The 14,951-nt window shown below is 66.9% G+C and carries 14 protein-coding genes; 9 read left to right on the plus strand and 5 right to left on the minus strand.

All coding sequences use genetic code 11. From position 1 onward, the window contains the following. The first annotated feature begins 57 nt into the window (after positions 1-57). From EC845_RS00470 to EC845_RS00480, 3 genes are all read left to right on the plus strand, one after another. Positions 58-1,659 carry a gamma-glutamyltransferase gene (locus EC845_RS00470; RefSeq protein WP_123295261.1) on the plus strand — a complete coding sequence of 534 codons (1,602 nt, stop codon included), beginning with the start codon at positions 58-60 and terminating at the stop codon, positions 1,657-1,659. A gap of 51 nt (positions 1,660-1,710) precedes the next feature. Then, positions 1,711-3,228: a M81 family metallopeptidase gene (locus EC845_RS00475; protein WP_123295262.1), complete on the plus strand. Its 1,518-nt coding sequence runs from the start codon at positions 1,711-1,713 to the stop codon at positions 3,226-3,228. Positions 3,229-3,317: 89 nt separating this feature from the next. Then, entirely contained in the window at positions 3,318-4,766 is a 1,449-nt protein-coding gene (locus tag EC845_RS00480) for an amidase family protein (RefSeq protein ID WP_123295263.1), read from the plus strand. A 33-nt stretch (positions 4,767-4,799) separates the two neighbouring features. On the opposite strand, the gene EC845_RS00485 is transcribed toward EC845_RS00480, so the two are convergent. From EC845_RS00485 to EC845_RS21995, 5 genes are all read right to left on the minus strand, one after another. Then, on the minus strand, positions 4,800-5,999 hold the full coding sequence (locus EC845_RS00485) for a citrate synthase (protein WP_123295264.1): 1,200 nt from the start codon (positions 5,997-5,999) through the stop codon (positions 4,800-4,802). A gap of 84 nt (positions 6,000-6,083) precedes the next feature. Then, positions 6,084-6,470, minus strand: a complete 387-nt coding sequence (locus tag EC845_RS00490) for a VOC family protein (RefSeq protein WP_123295265.1) — start codon at positions 6,468-6,470, stop codon at positions 6,084-6,086. Positions 6,471-6,501: 31 nt separating this feature from the next. Beyond that, the gene (locus EC845_RS00495; protein ID WP_123295266.1) at positions 6,502-7,845 is read right to left on the minus strand and encodes an MFS transporter; all 1,344 of its coding nucleotides are present in this window, start codon (positions 7,843-7,845) and stop codon (positions 6,502-6,504) included. Between the two features lie 68 nt (positions 7,846-7,913). Further along, a complete protein-coding gene (locus EC845_RS00500) occupies positions 7,914-8,672 on the minus strand; it encodes an SDR family oxidoreductase (protein ID WP_123295267.1) in 759 nt (252 codons plus the stop codon). A gap of 69 nt (positions 8,673-8,741) precedes the next feature. Then, positions 8,742-8,972 carry a hypothetical protein gene (locus EC845_RS21995; protein WP_148077199.1) on the minus strand — a complete coding sequence of 77 codons (231 nt, stop codon included), beginning with the start codon at positions 8,970-8,972 and terminating at the stop codon, positions 8,742-8,744. On the opposite strand from EC845_RS21995, the gene EC845_RS00505 reads away from it, so the two are divergent. The 6 genes from EC845_RS00505 to EC845_RS00525 all read left to right on the plus strand — a co-directional run bounded on the left by EC845_RS00505 (position 8,956) and on the right by EC845_RS00525 (position 14,909). Further along, positions 8,956-9,918: a D-glycerate dehydrogenase gene (locus EC845_RS00505; protein ID WP_123295268.1), complete on the plus strand. Its 963-nt coding sequence runs from the start codon at positions 8,956-8,958 to the stop codon at positions 9,916-9,918. The genes EC845_RS21995 and EC845_RS00505 overlap by 17 nt on opposite strands. A 143-nt stretch (positions 9,919-10,061) precedes the next feature. After that, the gene (locus EC845_RS00510) at positions 10,062-10,370 is read left to right on the plus strand and encodes a hypothetical protein (RefSeq protein ID WP_148077200.1); all 309 of its coding nucleotides are present in this window, start codon (positions 10,062-10,064) and stop codon (positions 10,368-10,370) included. Between the two features lie 57 nt (positions 10,371-10,427). After that, positions 10,428-10,934 carry a C40 family peptidase gene (locus EC845_RS00515; protein WP_123295270.1) on the plus strand — a complete coding sequence of 169 codons (507 nt, stop codon included), beginning with the start codon at positions 10,428-10,430 and terminating at the stop codon, positions 10,932-10,934. Positions 10,935-11,099: 165 nt separating this feature from the next. Further along, positions 11,100-11,612 (plus strand): hypothetical protein, encoded by a 513-nt coding sequence (locus EC845_RS22230; RefSeq protein ID WP_158615571.1) that lies wholly within the window; start codon positions 11,100-11,102, stop codon positions 11,610-11,612. 20 nt (positions 11,613-11,632) lie between these two features. Next, complete coding sequence (locus EC845_RS00520) at positions 11,633-13,510, plus strand: bifunctional diguanylate cyclase/phosphodiesterase (protein WP_158615572.1); 1,878 nt, start codon at positions 11,633-11,635, stop codon at positions 13,508-13,510. Positions 13,511-13,688: 178 nt separating this feature from the next. Then, positions 13,689-14,909, plus strand: coding sequence for a nitrate/nitrite transporter (locus tag EC845_RS00525; RefSeq protein WP_123295272.1), 1,221 nt, complete (start codon positions 13,689-13,691; stop codon positions 14,907-14,909). The last annotated feature ends 42 nt before the right edge of the window (positions 14,910-14,951 follow it).

Genomic DNA, 14,951 nt, shown 5'->3' on the forward strand with positions numbered 1-14,951 from the left:
TTACCCGCCCTTCTGCCGCCACGCCGCAAGCCTCGCGCCTTCCCAGACCCCTCCATCATGTCCCTGACCGATATCCGTTCCCCCAATCTCTCGTCCACCTTGCGTGTGCACAAGGCGGTCGTCGAAAGCGAGGGCGGCATCGTCGTCGCGCACAACCGGCTCGCTGCGACCGTCGGCGCGCGGGTTCTCAAGCAAGGCGGCTCCGCGGTCGATGCGGCCATCGCCACCTCGTTCGCCATCGGCGTGCTCGAACCCTGGATGAGCGGCATCGGCGGCGTCGGCGCCCTGCTGGTGCGCAGCCCCGAAGGCGAAGTCACCGCCATCGACGCCGGTGCGCACTCGCCGGCAGGCCTCGATCCGGCCGATTTTCCGCTGGTCGACGGCAGCGACGGCGATCTCTTCGGCTGGCCCAATGTGCTGGAAGACCGCAACGTCATCGGTGCACGGTCGGTCTGCATTCCAGGCCTCGTCGACGGCCTGGGCGTTGCGCACCGGCAGTTCGGCCGCCTGGATTGGGCGGCGCTGGTGGCCCCTGCGGTCGAGCTCGCCCGGCAAGGTCCGGTCGTCGACTTCCACACCACCCAATGGATCGCCTGCGAGATGGATCGCCTGCGCCGCAATGCCGCCTGCAGCGCCTATTTTTTTCCCGGCGGCAAGCTGCCGCTCACGCCGTCTGCCGTTTCGGGCCAGGTGGCGCGTCTGCCCGCTCCGGCGCTGGCCGCCAGCCTGCAGCACATCGCCGAAGCCGGCCCCCGCGCCCTGTACGAAGGCCCGCTGGCGCAGGCCCTGGCGCAAGACGTGCTGGAAGCCGGCGGCTACCTGCAGGCATCCGATCTGCATGGATTCACCGCCGCCGCCGGCCCCTCGGACAGCGTGCGCTACCGAGGCCGCGAGATCCACCTGGTACCCGAGCTCAACGGCGGCATCACCGTCGCCATGGCCCTGCAGTTCTGCGAACGCCACTACCGGCCCGAAGGGGGTGCGCCCGGCACCGCCACCTACCTGGCCTACGCGCAGGCCCTGGCACAGGCCTGGGCGTACCGGCTGTCGCGTCTGGGCGATGCCGCCGAACGCACACGTCCGAGCTGCACCAGCCACCTCAGCGTGGTGGACCGCAACGGCCAGGTCGTCACCCTCACCCAGACCCTGCTGTCGAGCTTCGGCTCGGGGGTGATGTCGCCGCGCACCGGCATCCTGCTCAACAACGGCGTGAACTGGTTCGATCCCCGCCCGGGCCGCGTCAACGCCATTGCGCCGGGCCGCCGGGCCCTGGCCAACTACGCCCCCATGCTGCTGGCGGGCGAGGACGATGTCCTCGGCATCGGCGGCTCGGGCGGGCGCAAGATCATCCCGGCGGTTTTCCATGCCCTGGCCTGCGCCGCCGATTTCGGCATGAGCCTGGAGCAGTGCATAGCCAGTCCGAGACTCGACTATTCGGCCCCGCCGACCGTGGTGGCCGACGGCCGCCTGCCGGACGACACGCTCGCCGCGCTGGCCCGGCACTATCCTACGGTGGTGGCCGACCGCATGGAGAGCCCCAACCATTTCACCATTCTGGGTGCCGTTCGGCGCCAGGGCGGCCGCAACTCCGGCTACTCCGAACCCTTTCACGTCTGGACCGACGCCGTCGGCGAGGACAGCCTGCCGGCCTGCGACTGAAGCCCGCACGCCGATCGCCTTTTTCTTTCCCTTAGTCCAGACGGGTCTGACATGCGCATTGCCTTTGCCGGTTTCCAGCACGAAACCAATACCTTCGCCCCGGCACCTGCCGACTACCACGCCTTCGAACTGGGCGGCGGGTGGCCCGGCCTCAGCGTCGGCCCGGCCATCTTCGACGCCATCGGCGGCGCCAACATTCCTGCAGCGGGCTTCGTCGAAGCCGCCCGCGCCCAGGGCCATGAACTGCTGCCGACGGTCTGGTGCGCGGCCAGCCCGTCGTCGCGGGTCACCGTCGATGCCTTCGAGCGCATCTGCGCCATGATCGTGGCGGGCATCGAAGCGGCCAAGCCGCTCGACGCGGTCTACCTCGACCTCCACGGCGCGATGTCCGCCGAGGCCTACGACGACGGCGAAGGCGAAGTGATACGCCGCGTGCGCGCCTGCATCGGCGAGCACGTGCCGCTGGTGACCAGCTACGACCTGCACGCCAACACCACGGCCGCCATGCTCGAGCAGGCCGACGTGCTGGTGGCCTACCGCACCTATCCGCACGTCGACATGGCGGCCACCGGCCGCCGCACGATGGCCGTGCTGCAGCGCCTGTTCGACGGCCTGCCGCCGCTGCACACCGCCTGGCGCCGCATCCCCTTCCTCATCCCCACCGTCTGGCAATGCACCGACCTGCAGCCGGCCCAGGGACTGTATGCCCAGCTCGAGGCCCTCGAGCGCGGCAACCCCGAGCTCGTCAGCCTGTCGTTCACCATGGGGTTTCCGGCTGCGGATTTCTCGGAATGCGGGCCGGTCGTCTGGGCCCATGCCACCAGTCCGCAGGCCGCACAGCAGGCCGCCGATGCCCTCTACGACGCCGTCTGCGCCGCAGAAATGGATTTCCAGGGCGAGCTGCTGCCGGCCGATGCCGCCGTGCAACGCGCCTTGCAGGCCCCGGCCGGCCAGCCCGTGGTGATCGCCGACACCCAGGACAACCCGGGCGCGGGCGGCGAGTCGGACACCACCGGACTGCTGCGTGCCCTGGTCGACGCCGGCGCGACCGATGCGGCCCTGGGCCTGATGGTCGACCCCGCTGCCGCGTCGGCCGCGCACGCCGCCGGGGCCGGTGCCACCGTGCGGCTGTCGCTGGGCGGCAAATCCGGTGTGCCGGGCGACACCCCCTTCGAGGCCGAGTTCCTGGTCGAGTCGCTGTCCGACGGCCGCTTCGACGCCTTCGGCCCCTACTACGGCGGTTTCCACATGGATCTCGGCCCGAGCGCCTGCCTGCGGCTGGGCGGCGTACGGATCGTGCTGGCCAGCCACAAGGCCCAGTTGGCCGATCAGGCCATGTTCCGCTACGTGGGCATCGAGCCCACCCGCGAGCGCATCCTGGTGGTCAAGAGCACGCTGCATTTCCGGGCCGACTTCGCCCCCATCGCACAGGACATTCTCTTCAGCGCCGTCCCCGGCCCCATCGCCATGGACCCGACCGAGATGGACTGGCGGCATCTCGATCCCGCCATCCGCATGTTCCCGGGCGGACCGACCTTTGCCGCGTTCCGCGCCTCGCGCACGGCCTGAGCCCGCCGCATCGACCGCTCACGCTCAGCACCGGGTTCCTGCGGGCCCATCGGGCCCATCCGATTCATCGCCGTTCCGAAAGACTTGCCATGCCATCCAGCCGCACCGCACCGAAGGCCCTCCCGGCCACCGAGCTCTACCAGCTCACCGCCAGCCAGACCGCCTCGGCCATCCGCCTGGGCCAGACCAGCGCCACGGAAGTCGCCCAGTCGCACCTGCAACGCATCGAGGCCGTCAATCCCGCGCTCAACGCCATCGTCGAGCATCGACCCGAAGAAATCCTGGCCCGTGCGCGCCACATCGACCAGTTGCTTGCGCAGGGCCACGCGGTCGGCCCCCTGGCCGGCGTGCCGGTGACCATCAAGGTCATCGTCGACCAGAAAGGCTACGCCACGACCAACGGCCTGGTCGCCAACCGCAACCTCATCGCCGAACACAACAACCCCGTGGTCGACAGCCTGCTGACCGCGGGTGCCGTGCCCGTCGGCCGCACCAACACACCGGCCTTCAGCTACCGCTGGTTCACCAGCAACCTGCTCCACGGCGCCACCTACAACCCGCACGACAAGCGACTGACGCCCGGCGGCTCGTCGGGCGGCGCAGGCTCGGCCACGGCGGCCGGCATGGGCTGCATCGGGCACGGCACCGACATCGGCGGCTCGATCCGGTATCCCGCCTACGCCTGCGGCATCCACGGCCTGCGGCCCAGCCTGGGGCGCGTCGCCGCCTTCAACCCCAGCGGCAAATCCGAACGGCCCATCGGCGGCCAGTTGATGGCCGTGTCCGGCCCGCTGGCCCGTTCGGTCGAAGACCTGCGCCTGGCCCTGCACGCCATGGCCCGGCCCGACGCCCGCGACCCCTGGTGGATGCCTGCGCCGCTGGTCTACCCCGACACCGCCAAGCGTGCCGCCCTGTGCCTGCGCCCCGAAGGCCTCGACACCCACCCGGCCCTGTGCGAAGCGCTGCTGGCCTCGGCCGCCAAGCTGCGCGATGCCGGCTGGATCGTCGACGAAATCGATGCCCTGCCGCCGCTCAACGCCGCCTTGCCCGTGCAGCTCACGCTGTGGCTGGCCGATGCCTATGAAAGCCAGGTCAAGACCGCCGAAGCCGAAGGCGACCCCGGTGCCATCGCGGTACTGGCAGGCCAGGCCGAGTTCGCCCGCAGCATCGGTTTTTCCGACTTCTCGCAGGCCTTGATGGCGCGTGCCAGCATCACCCGACAATGGCAGTTGTTCCTGGAGCGTTACCCCGTGGTGCTGATGCCGCCCAGCGCCGAACTGCCGTTCGAGGACAACCTCGACCTGAAGGACGCCGCCAGCTACCAGCGCGTATGGGCTGCCCAGATGCCCATGCTGGCCCTGCCCGTCACCGGGCTGCCTGCACTGAGCCTGTGCACCGGTTTCCAGGGCAGCACGCCCCTGGGCATCCAGGTGATCGCCAGCCGCTTCCGCGAAGACCTCGTGCTGCTGGCCGGCGCCGACATCGAAGCCCGCAGCGCCGCCCTGCCCCCGGTCACCCCGGGCTGGACACGCGCCTGACAGCCGCCGGCCATCGCACCCGGCCCGGCGCGATCAGCGACCGGGCAGGGCCTGAGTCTGAGTCGGGGGCTTGAGCTCGGGTTCGAGCTCGATCGCCGGTCCCGTGTAGCGGCCGCGCGGCCGGATCACCATGCCCACATTGAGCTGTTCGATGCTGTGCGCCAGCAGGCCGATGCTGCGCGCCACGGCGAACAGCGCAAACGCCGCATCCGAAGGCAGGCGATAACGCGCCACCAAAGTGGCCAGGCCGGCATCGATATTGGGCTTGAGACCAGTCAGCGTCTCCACCTTGTCGGTCATGCGCCGGATCTCGTCGGGCACATCCAGCACCGCCATCAGAGCCGCACCCCGTGGATCGCCCTCGGGATACAGGTGATGGCCAAAACCGGGAATAGGCAGCGCCGACGACAGATAACGATCCACCACCGCATGGGCGCCGGCCCGCTCGACCTCGTCGAACAAGGCCCGCACGCGGCCCGATGCATCGCCGTGCAGGGGGCCCGAGAACGTCGTCAGCCCCGTCAACAGGCAGGCCGGCAACGATGCGCCCGTGGAGGCCGTGATGCGGGCGGAAAACGCCGAGCTGGTGATCTCGTGATCGGCCAGCAGCACCATGGCGCGGCGCAGAAGCTGGCCGACTTCTTCCGGCTGACCCCAGCCGCGTGCCAGCCGTTCGTGCAGGGGCAGCGTCTGGTCGTTGTCGGCACCGAACGCTTCGGCCAGGTAGCCGACCAGTTGCGCGGCCTCGGCATGCAGGGCCTTGCGGATGCGGCCGGTGGTGGAATGCCCCTTGGACGACGCCATGGCCAAGGCCACGAAAGCGCGTTCACGGCCGGCCGGAAGATCGGGCAATGCACCGATGCGATGGCTGAAGACCGGCATGCCTTCGGTTTCCCAGAGCAGCCGGGCCGCGTCTTCGAGCGACGCATGCTCGGCCAACGCGATGACGTCCTTGCCGCGGTAGTACGGACGCCCCTGGCGAAACGCGCACAGCCCGGTCGAGATGCAGGGCTCGGCGCCGAAAATCGTGCTCGCCGCCAACGTCTCGCGTTTGCGGCCCGTGACCTTCTTGCGCACCAGCGCCGACAGGTCTTCGGTGCGGTAGAGGCTTTTCCGGGGATCGGACGGATCCGGGCTCACCCCGATGCGGCCACGGCTGGCGTAGGCATATATGGTCTGTGCCTGAACCCCCAGCAGCCGCTGCGCCTCGGAAAGTGTGCTCCACGTCGCCATTCGATTTATCTTCTAAATAAAAGTCAACAGACAGCGCGGATTGTAGCATGGCACCTTTTCAAAACCCCTCGACACAAACCCGGATCAAGCCGGATCCACGGGTTTTCGCTCGAGTATCTCGATGGCGATCTGATCCGGCCCCTTGATGAAACAGCCCTTGACGCCCGGCCGGATAATATGCGGCTCGGCATAGAACAACACATTCCTCGCCTTCAGCTCGCGGGCCACCGCATCCAGGTCCTGCACCACCAGGCCGAAATGGTCCAGCCCCTCGTAGGGCGGCAAGGGCGCGGGCGCGACGCCGTCGCCGTCCACCACCGGGGAAATGAAGACATTCACGCTGGCCACCCGCATGCCGATTCCATTCGGCCGCACGAATACCTCTGCATCCAGGCACGAACGGAACCATTCGGCCGCGGCCTCGGGGTTTCGGCTGCGCAGCTGGAGATGATCGAAAACAAATCGCGACATATTCAAAATACCTTTTCAATGAAACCCGGACTCAGGCCGGTTGCTTGATTTCGATCCGCTCGAGTTTCCCCAGGATGAAGGAATACGAGAAAGCACCGCACAGGCACAGAATCCCCATGATGTTCAGCGCCCAATAGAATTTCCCGGTCGCCTGCAGCACATAACCGATCATGATCGGCGTGGTCACGGCAGCGATGTTCGCGGCCAGGCTGGTGATGCTGCTGGTCAGGCCGATGTACTGCTTGGGCGCGATTTCCGACACCGCCGCCCACGACGAGGCGCCCACCCCCTGGGCAAAGAAGGCCAGCGTCAGGATCGCGATGATCACCTCGTTCGACTCCACGAAATTGACCAGCACGATGGACGACCCCAGCAGCGTGCCGATGATCAGCGGCGCCTTGCGAGCCGTCGACACCGAGCAGCCGCGACGGATGAAGAAGTCCGAGAAAAAGCCCGCCAGCAGGATCCCGGCAGTCGCCCCCAGGAAAGGCAGCGCCTGGAAGATCCCGACCTTGATCATCGACAGGCCACGCTCTTCGATCAGGTAGGTCATGAACCAGGTCGTGAAGAAGACCAGGATGGTGTTGTTGCAGAACTTGCCCAGGCAGATCGCAAAGATCTGGCGGTAGCGCAGCAGCTTGAATGCCATCTTCCAGTCGAACGGCTCCTTCTGCTTGCTGCCCATCAAGGCCCCGCCGTCGCGCAGGTGCTTGAGCTCGGCGGCATTCACGCGCTTGTGGTGCACCGGATCGCGGTAGGTCATGTACCAGAGCAGACCAAAGATCACCCCCGCCATGCCCGTTGCATAGAACACCGAGCGCCAGCCGAAGCTGGTCGTGATCCACAGCAGCAGACCGGCAAAGAGCGGTGTGCCGATGTACTGCCCCATCACGTACACGCTGGTGGCCAGGCATCGCTCTTGTGTGGGAAACCACATCGTCACGGCACGGGCATTCGACGGGAAAGCCGGCGCTTCGAGCGCGCCGATGGCCATGCGCGCACCGAACAGCAAATGGTAGGTATTGGCGAAACCCTGGGCCATGGTCGCCAGCGACCAGCCGATCAGCGAAATCGCATACGTCAGCCGCGAGCCCAGGATGTCGGCCATTGCGCCGCCGGGCATCAGCGCAATGGCATAGGCCATGCCGAAGGCGGCAAACAGCTCGCCCATCTGCACCTTGTCCAGCCCCAGGTCCTTGGACAGATACGGGGCAACAATGCCCAGGCTGGAGCGGTCGACGTAATTCAATATCGTGGCCAGCAGCAGCATGACCAGGATCGCATAACGCACGCGGGTCGGCTTCTGGGCAGCCGAGGCGGCGGCGGAAGCAGGCGGCCGGCCTGCACTTCTCAAAGGGGGATGGCTGGTGGACATGTTGATCTCCTCACACTTCTCGTGGCGTGTGTTTTTTCGAACTCGGGATTCAGGACCGGTAACCGGCCTCAGCCGCGACCGACGAATGGCATCTTCGAAGCCATGATGGTCATGTTCAGAATGTTGGCGCCCAGCGGCAAGCCGGCCATGTGCGCCACCGCCTGCGCGACGTGCTCGACATCCAGGCGGTCTTCGGCCGCCAGCGAGCCGTCGGCCTGCAAGACGCCGCGGGTCATGCGTTCGGTCAGGCCGGTCACGGCGTTGCCGATGTCGATCTGGCTGCAGACGATGTCGTAGGGCCGGCCGTCCAGCGCCACCGATTTGGTGATGCCGCTGATGGCGTGTTTGGTCGCGGTGTAGGCCAGCGAGTTGGGACGCGGCGAATACGCCGAGATCGAGCCGTTGTTGATGATGCGGCCACCCTGCGGCGTCTGCGTCTTCATCTGCCTGAAAGCGGCCCGGGTGCAGAGAAAGACACCCGTCAGGTTGGTCGCCACCACCGCGTTCCACAGGTCGACGTCGTACTCGTCGAGCGGCGTGCTGCCGGCGTTGCGGCCTGCGTTGTTGAACAGCACGTCCAGCCGGCCGAACCGCGCCACCGTCTCGGCAAACAGCTGGTCGACCGACGCCGCCGAAGTCACGTCGCAGGTCACCGCCAGCGCGGTTCCGCCCTGCGCCTCGATCTCGCGGGCCACCGCGTTCAAGGGGTCGATCTGGCGCCCGGTCAGCACCACCGAAAAGCCCTGGGCGGCCAGCGCCAGGCTGCTGGCCTTGCCGATGCCGCTTCCGGCGCCCGTGACCAATGCCACACGTTGATTTGTACTCATCTTTCGCCTTTTTGTAGATGCAATGTCATTGAAAGAGTCTCGACAGAATTGCATTCCAAGGCTTTCTCATCAATCTTGATTCATAAAATCAACCCAATGATTTCCAAACCTCTCCTGGGAGGCATAGGTACAAACACCGAGAGAGAAAATCGGTGCATTCGGACTCAGGAGAGCCGATAGCCGGATACCGTGCGAGCCTTCTTTATATTGATCGAAAAGATCAATATTGACGGTCCAGGCGGGGGCTGAATAAGATCGCGCTGCAACTCCACCCCCTACATCCATGACGACATCAGCCAACTACCAACTCCTCGTGGCCCGCCGCATTCCCGCAGCCGTCGCGACGCGTGCCCAAGCGCAGTTCAACGCCTATATCAGCCCCACCGACATGGACAGCGAATCCGTGGTTCGTTTCTGCAACGAACACCGCGTGCAGGCCGTCCTGATCGGCAAGAAATCCGGCCTGCAGGCAGCGGATATCGCCCGGCTGCCGGCCAGCGTCAAGATCATCGCCAACGCCAGCGCGGGCTTCGACCATCTCGATGTCGAAGCCGCTCGCGCACGCCACATCGCGGTCACCAATGCGCCTGACGCCCTCACCGCCTGCACGGCCGACTTCGCGTTCCTGCTCATCCTGGCCGCGAGCCGCCGCGCCTCCGAATACGAACGCATCATGCGCGAGGGCTGGAAACAGACCTTCGGCATGACCGACATGCTGGGCCTGAAGGTCAGCGGCAAGACGCTGGGCATCGTCGGCTTCGGCCGCATCGGCCGCGCCGTCGCCGACCGAGCCCGCGGCTTCGGCATGAAGATCGTCTACACCGACCGCGCCCGCGCCCCCGCCGAGCTCGAGAACGGCGCCACCTTCGCCCCCAGCCTCGACGCCCTGCTGCCGCAATGCGACGTGCTGACCCTGCATGTCCCCGGCGGCCACGGCCACCTCATGACTGCCCGTGAATTCGCCCTGCTGCCGCGCGGCGCGGTGTTCGTGAATGCGGCTCGCGGCTCGCTGGTCGACGAGGATGCACTGATCCACGCACTGACCAGCGGCCACCTGTTTGCAGCGGGCCTGGACGTCTACCAGAAAGAGCCGGGGTTCGACAAACGCCTGGCCGATCTGCCCAACGTCTTTCTCACGCCCCACATGGCCAGCGCCACCGTCGAGACCCGCGACCAGATGGGCTACACCGCATTGGACAACGTGCAGGCGGTCCTCGAAGGCCTGGCGCCCCTCAATCCGGTCTGATCCCTGCCAGGAGGCACATCGCCAAAGCCCGAAAAAGGCCGGACCTGCCGGTTTTCTCCGGGCTTCGGATTTCCCTGCACGTGCTTCAATTTCCGCGTTGACACGGCAGCCCGGCCCCTTCGGGCCGATACAGGGAAATCGAGATGAAACAAATCCGCATGGCATGGCGCGTGAGCACGTCCACGGGTAACGCGCCGGTCCATACCGGTCAGTGGATACCCGACACGCCACGCAACCGCCAGATCCTCGAACAGTCGGCCAAGGCCGCCAACAGCATCGTCGACGGCTCGATCGTCCGCCGCTGGATCGAGGGACAGGACAGCGGCGCCGGCGGCGACGACACCCGCCCGCCGTCCATCGAACACCTGCCCACCCAGCCCCAGCCCATGACGCCCTTCGATATCCGGTCGCCGCTCGGCGTCTCGATCTGGCCGTCCACAAACCGCAGCTGACCCCCGCACCGCAGGCACGAGCCGTGAATGCTCACGACGATCGGGTAATCTCGAGGCATGGGATGTCTTCGAATTCTGTTGCGACCCGTGCTGCTGCCCTGTGCCGCCGCGCTTCTCGTCGCCTGCGGCAGTGCGCCGCGCACCGGTTCGCCGGGCACCGTGCCCAGCGTCACCTCGACCCGGCCCACCCTCAGCGCCCAGCAGGCCAGCGACCTGGCCATCCATGCGCTGGGCCTGGTCGGCACGCCCTACCGCTACGGCGGCAACACCCCCGAGGGCGGCTTCGACTGCAGCGGCCTCATCAACTACGTCTACCGCTCGCGCGCAGGCGTGGCGCCGCCGCGCACCGTCTCGCAGCTCAGCGCCTTTGGCGGTGCCATCGATGCCGGCGAACTGCGCACCGGCGACCTGGTGCTCTTCGGCCGCGGCACGCCCTGGCATGCCGGCATCTATGTCGGCCAAGGGCGTTTTGTGCACGCGCCGTCGACCGGCGGAACGGTGCGGCTCGATCGCCTGGATTCGACCTACTGGGCACGCCAGGCGACGCAGTACAGACGGCCTTGAGAACCCGCGCGGGCAGGCACCCCGGCCACCGGTTCACGGGCCTTCCAAGCCCCTCCGCAAACGGCAGAAACTCGGCGATTCCGGCGCAAATGTACGGTAAACTGAATTCGCTACGTCGGGGTCGTATGACCCATTCATCGCACCTACCCCGTTCTCACGGCGACCATGTTCACTAGATTGCCGAACCGACGCGCCTTCATGGCCGCAACAGGCTGCACCCTGGCGGCCGCTCTTGTCGCGCCGGCCCATGCGGCCGACACCCTGCTGACCGCCTGCGGCCGCATCGGCGGCGGCGGCGTCGATGCCGATGGCTGCCGACGTTACACGCGGGTCCAGTTCGAGCGTCTGCCGCAGACCTCGTTCACGACCACCTCGCCATGGCATCGCGACCCGATGACCTACACCGGTGTTTCGGTCAAGGATTTCGCCCAGGCCATCGAGGCCCGCGGCAACCGCATCCGGCTGATCGCACTCAACGACTACTCGGTCACGGCAGACGTCGACCAGCTCGTCGCCAACGGCGCCATCCTGGCGCACCTGCGCAACGGACAGCCCATGCCCATTGCCGACAAGGGGCCGGTTTTTGTCATGTTCCCGTTCTCCAGCAATGCCAAGCTGCGCGCCGACAGCATCTACGTGCAGGCCGTATGGCAGTTGTCCCGCATCGAAATCGTCTGACGTTGAGGCATGGCGGACTCTTGAATTCACTGACCCGCCTGCGCTCGACGACCGTCCTGACGGTAGTGGCCAGCGTAGTCCTGGCCATCGGCGCTGCCATCACCCTGGCCAACTACGTGGTCTGGGCCACGCAGAGCAAACGCTTCAACAGCACCTACGAAAGCGGCCAGCTGTCGGCCGAGCTTTTCCGATTCGAGGCGACGCTCGCCAACCGCTTCCTGCCCGGTTCGCAGACCACGCAGGACGAGATCGAACTGCGCTACCAGATCCTGCTCAACCGCCTCACCGTGATCGAGGGCGGCGAAACCTACCAGGCCTACCGGCAGGTGCCGCAGGGAGCCGACGAGTACGCCGACATCAAGACGGCCATACACGCCGTCGAAGCCCGACTCCCCCAGCTCGGCGATCCCGCTGCCGCCCGCGAGGTGCTCGACACCCTGCTGCCCCTCAACAGCCGCCTGCTGAGACTGGCCTCGAGTGCACAGAACGTGCTCACCACCCGTGTTTCCGAAAGCCAGGAGGTGCTGGGCAAGGTGGTCTTCACCATCTCCATCATCGTGGCCGTGCTGGTGCTCTCGGGCGTGGCGCTGGTCATCACCATCCTGCGGCTCAAGCAACGCTCGGACCGCGATGCCCGCTACGACTCGTTGACCGGCGTGCTCAACCGCAACGGCTTCAACATCGCCCTGGCCGAGCTGCCGCGCGGCAACGGGCCCTGCGCCATCGTGCTGCTCGATGTCGACAACTTCAAGGCCATCAACGACCGCTACGGCCACAGTGCGGGCGATGCCTTCCTGGTCCAGATCACGCAGCGCGTCTCGACCCTGATGCAGCCCAGCATGGTGCTGGCGCGGCTGGGCGGCGACGAGTTCGCCATCGTCTTCTGCGACAAGACACCCTGCGCCGTCGCCGAGAAGCTGTGCCAGGACGTGGCCAGCCTGCTGCGTCAGCCGTTCGATGTGGGCGAGGCGCATTTCAACGCCAGCGCCAGCATGGGCGTGGCACTCGAGACGCCGGGCCAGCACGAAAGCCCGATCACGCTCATGAAGAACGCCGACGGCGCGCTCTATGCAGCCAAGGAAGCCGGACGCGCCTGCTACCGCTTCTTCGACCCCGTCATGCGCGAGCAGATGCTGCGCCGCCATGAACTGCGCCAGGGCCTGTTCGTGGCACAAGAGCGCTCCGAGTTCCATCTGCGCTTCCAGCCCATCGTCGAGCTCGAGGACGGCGGCACCCGGGGTTTCGAAGTCCTCCTGCGCTGGACCCACCCCACGCTGGGCGACGTGCCGCCCGGCGAGTTCATCCCGGTGGCCGAAAGCAGCGCACAGATCATCGCCATCGGCCGCTGGGTGATTGCGCAGGGACTGCGAGTGGCCGCCACCTGGCCGGACGACCTCTTCATTTCGATCAACCTCTCGGCCCGCCAGTTCACCGACGTGTCCCTGGTCGACTATGTCGAGCGCACGCTGGCAGCCTCCAACGTGCGGCCGCAGCGCGTGGTGTTCGAGATCACCGAAAGCGTGCTGGTCCACAACGAGGCCGCCGACATCATCGCCCGCCTGCGCCGGCTCGGCGTGCAGGTCGCACTCGACGACTTCGGAACCGGCTACGCGGCACTGAGCTACCTCAGGCGCTTCGAGCTCGACAAGATCAAGATCGACAAGTCCTTCATCCAGACCCACGACAACGACCCGCGCAACACGCTCGTGGTGCGCGCCATCTGCGACCTCGCCCACCAGCTCGACCTCGAAGTCATCGCCGAAGGCGTCGAGACGACCGAACACGTCGCTTTCGTCAAATCGCTGAACTGCCGATTCGCCCAGGGCTATCTCTTTGGCCGGCCCCAGCCGGCCGACCAGTGCCTGCCGTCCCTGCGGTCGGCCCGCGCCATCACCTGACACCCCGCCCTCCGGCGCGCACGTTTCTTGCTTGATTTGTTGCACAGGGTGCAGCATCGGCAAGGAAGCCGGTGCATGCGCCCCGGACAAAGGCGTCCACACGCGTGCCCGCGTACAGCGGCAGCACGGGTGTGGACGCTTTTTTTTGCCTCAACGACACGATCCATTGGAGAGTTCCATGGCGGGATTCCGCACCTTTTTGAACGCTGGGCATGCACCAACCCTGGGCGCCGCGTTTTTCTACTTCGCCTGCTCATGCGGCATCTGGGTCATCAACGGGGCCATGGCGCCGTTCATCGGCGAGGCCTTCGACCTCACCCCGGCACAGAAGGGCCTGATGCTGTCCATCCCCATCTTTGCCGGCGCGCTCATGCGTTTTCCGCTGGGGCTGCTGGCGCAGTACATCGGGCGCAAGAATGCCACGCTGGTCGAGATGGTCGGCATCGCCCTGGCCATGCTCTACGGCTACTTCGCCGTCGACTCCTTCAACGACCTGCTGGCCATGGGCGTGCTGCTGGGCATCGCAGGGGCCAGCTTCGGCGTGGCCCTGTCGCTGGGCTCGGGCTCTTTCCCGCCGCGCTACAAGGGCCTGGCCATGGGCCTGGTGGGCGCCGGCAACATCGGCACCGCCGTGGCGGCGCTGCTGGCCCCGCCCCTGGCGCAAGCCCTGGGCTGGCAGACCGTGTACGGCCTGGCGGCGATCGGCATCCTGCTGCCCATGGTCGTGATGATCCTGTTCGCACGCGAACCCGAAGACCGCGATGCCCACGCCTCCCTGCGCGACCACGTCGCCTGCCTGTTCGAGAAAGACGGCTGGGCCTTCAGCCTCATCTACGCCGTCACCTTCGGCGGCTTCATCGGGCTGGCCACCTTTCTGCCCAGCTACTTCTACGATCAGTTCGGCGTGAGCAAGATCGAGGCAGGCCAGCTCACCATGCTGGCGGCGTTCATGGGGGCGGCCACCCGCATCCTGGGCGGCTGGCTGTCCGACCATTGGGGCGGCGTCAACACGCTGACCGTCGTGCTGGTCGTCATCTCGGGCAGCCTGCTGCTGTGCGGTCTCAGCAGCCAGTCGCTGGCACTGACGGTGATCTGTTTCCTGGTGTGTTTCGCCGCCCTGGGCGCAGGCAACGGCGCGGTGTTCCAGCTGGTTCCGCTGCGCTGGCCGGCCACCACGGCCGTGGCGGGCTCGATGATCGGTGAACTCGGCGCACTCGGCGGCGGCCTCATTCCGGCCACCATGGGCCTGTCGCAGCAATACAGCGGCAGCTACTTCACGGGTTTTGCCATCTTTGCCGCCTGTGCGCTCGCCATGCTGGCCATGCTGCGCTTCATGCAGATCCGCTGGACACGCACCTGGGCCGAAAAAGGCGGCCGCGCACGCACCGTACCCGCCTGAGCCGGCGCCGGCGGGCCGCGGCACCGATCGCGTCCGGGTCCT

The sequence above is a fragment of the Comamonas sp. BIGb0124 genome (assembly GCF_003752175.1).
Lineage (GTDB): Bacteria > Pseudomonadota > Gammaproteobacteria > Burkholderiales > Burkholderiaceae_C > Comamonas_F.

Bases quoted from the DNA above. Each gene is read 5' to 3' on its own strand.
- EC845_RS00525 (WP_123295272.1), top strand. From the start codon at position 13,689: ATGGCGGGATTCCGCACCTTTTTGAACGCTGGGCATGCACCAACCCTG.
- EC845_RS00495 (WP_123295266.1), bottom strand. From the start codon at position 7,845: ATGTCCACCAGCCATCCCCCTTTGAGAAGTGCAGGCCGGCCGCCTGCT.
- EC845_RS00505 (WP_123295268.1), top strand. From the start codon at position 8,956: ATGACGACATCAGCCAACTACCAACTCCTCGTGGCCCGCCGCATTCCC.
- EC845_RS00475 (WP_123295262.1), top strand. From the start codon at position 1,711: ATGCGCATTGCCTTTGCCGGTTTCCAGCACGAAACCAATACCTTCGCC.
- EC845_RS00485 (WP_123295264.1), bottom strand. From the start codon at position 5,999: ATGGCGACGTGGAGCACACTTTCCGAGGCGCAGCGGCTGCTGGGGGTT.
- EC845_RS00500 (WP_123295267.1), bottom strand. From the start codon at position 8,672: ATGAGTACAAATCAACGTGTGGCATTGGTCACGGGCGCCGGAAGCGGC.
- EC845_RS22230 (WP_158615571.1), top strand. From the start codon at position 11,100: ATGTTCACTAGATTGCCGAACCGACGCGCCTTCATGGCCGCAACAGGC.
- EC845_RS00510 (WP_148077200.1), top strand. From the start codon at position 10,062: ATGAAACAAATCCGCATGGCATGGCGCGTGAGCACGTCCACGGGTAAC.
- EC845_RS00480 (WP_123295263.1), top strand. From the start codon at position 3,318: ATGCCATCCAGCCGCACCGCACCGAAGGCCCTCCCGGCCACCGAGCTC.
- EC845_RS00490 (WP_123295265.1), bottom strand. From the start codon at position 6,470: ATGTCGCGATTTGTTTTCGATCATCTCCAGCTGCGCAGCCGAAACCCC.
- EC845_RS00515 (WP_123295270.1), top strand. From the start codon at position 10,428: ATGGGATGTCTTCGAATTCTGTTGCGACCCGTGCTGCTGCCCTGTGCC.
- EC845_RS00470 (WP_123295261.1), top strand. From the start codon at position 58: ATGTCCCTGACCGATATCCGTTCCCCCAATCTCTCGTCCACCTTGCGT.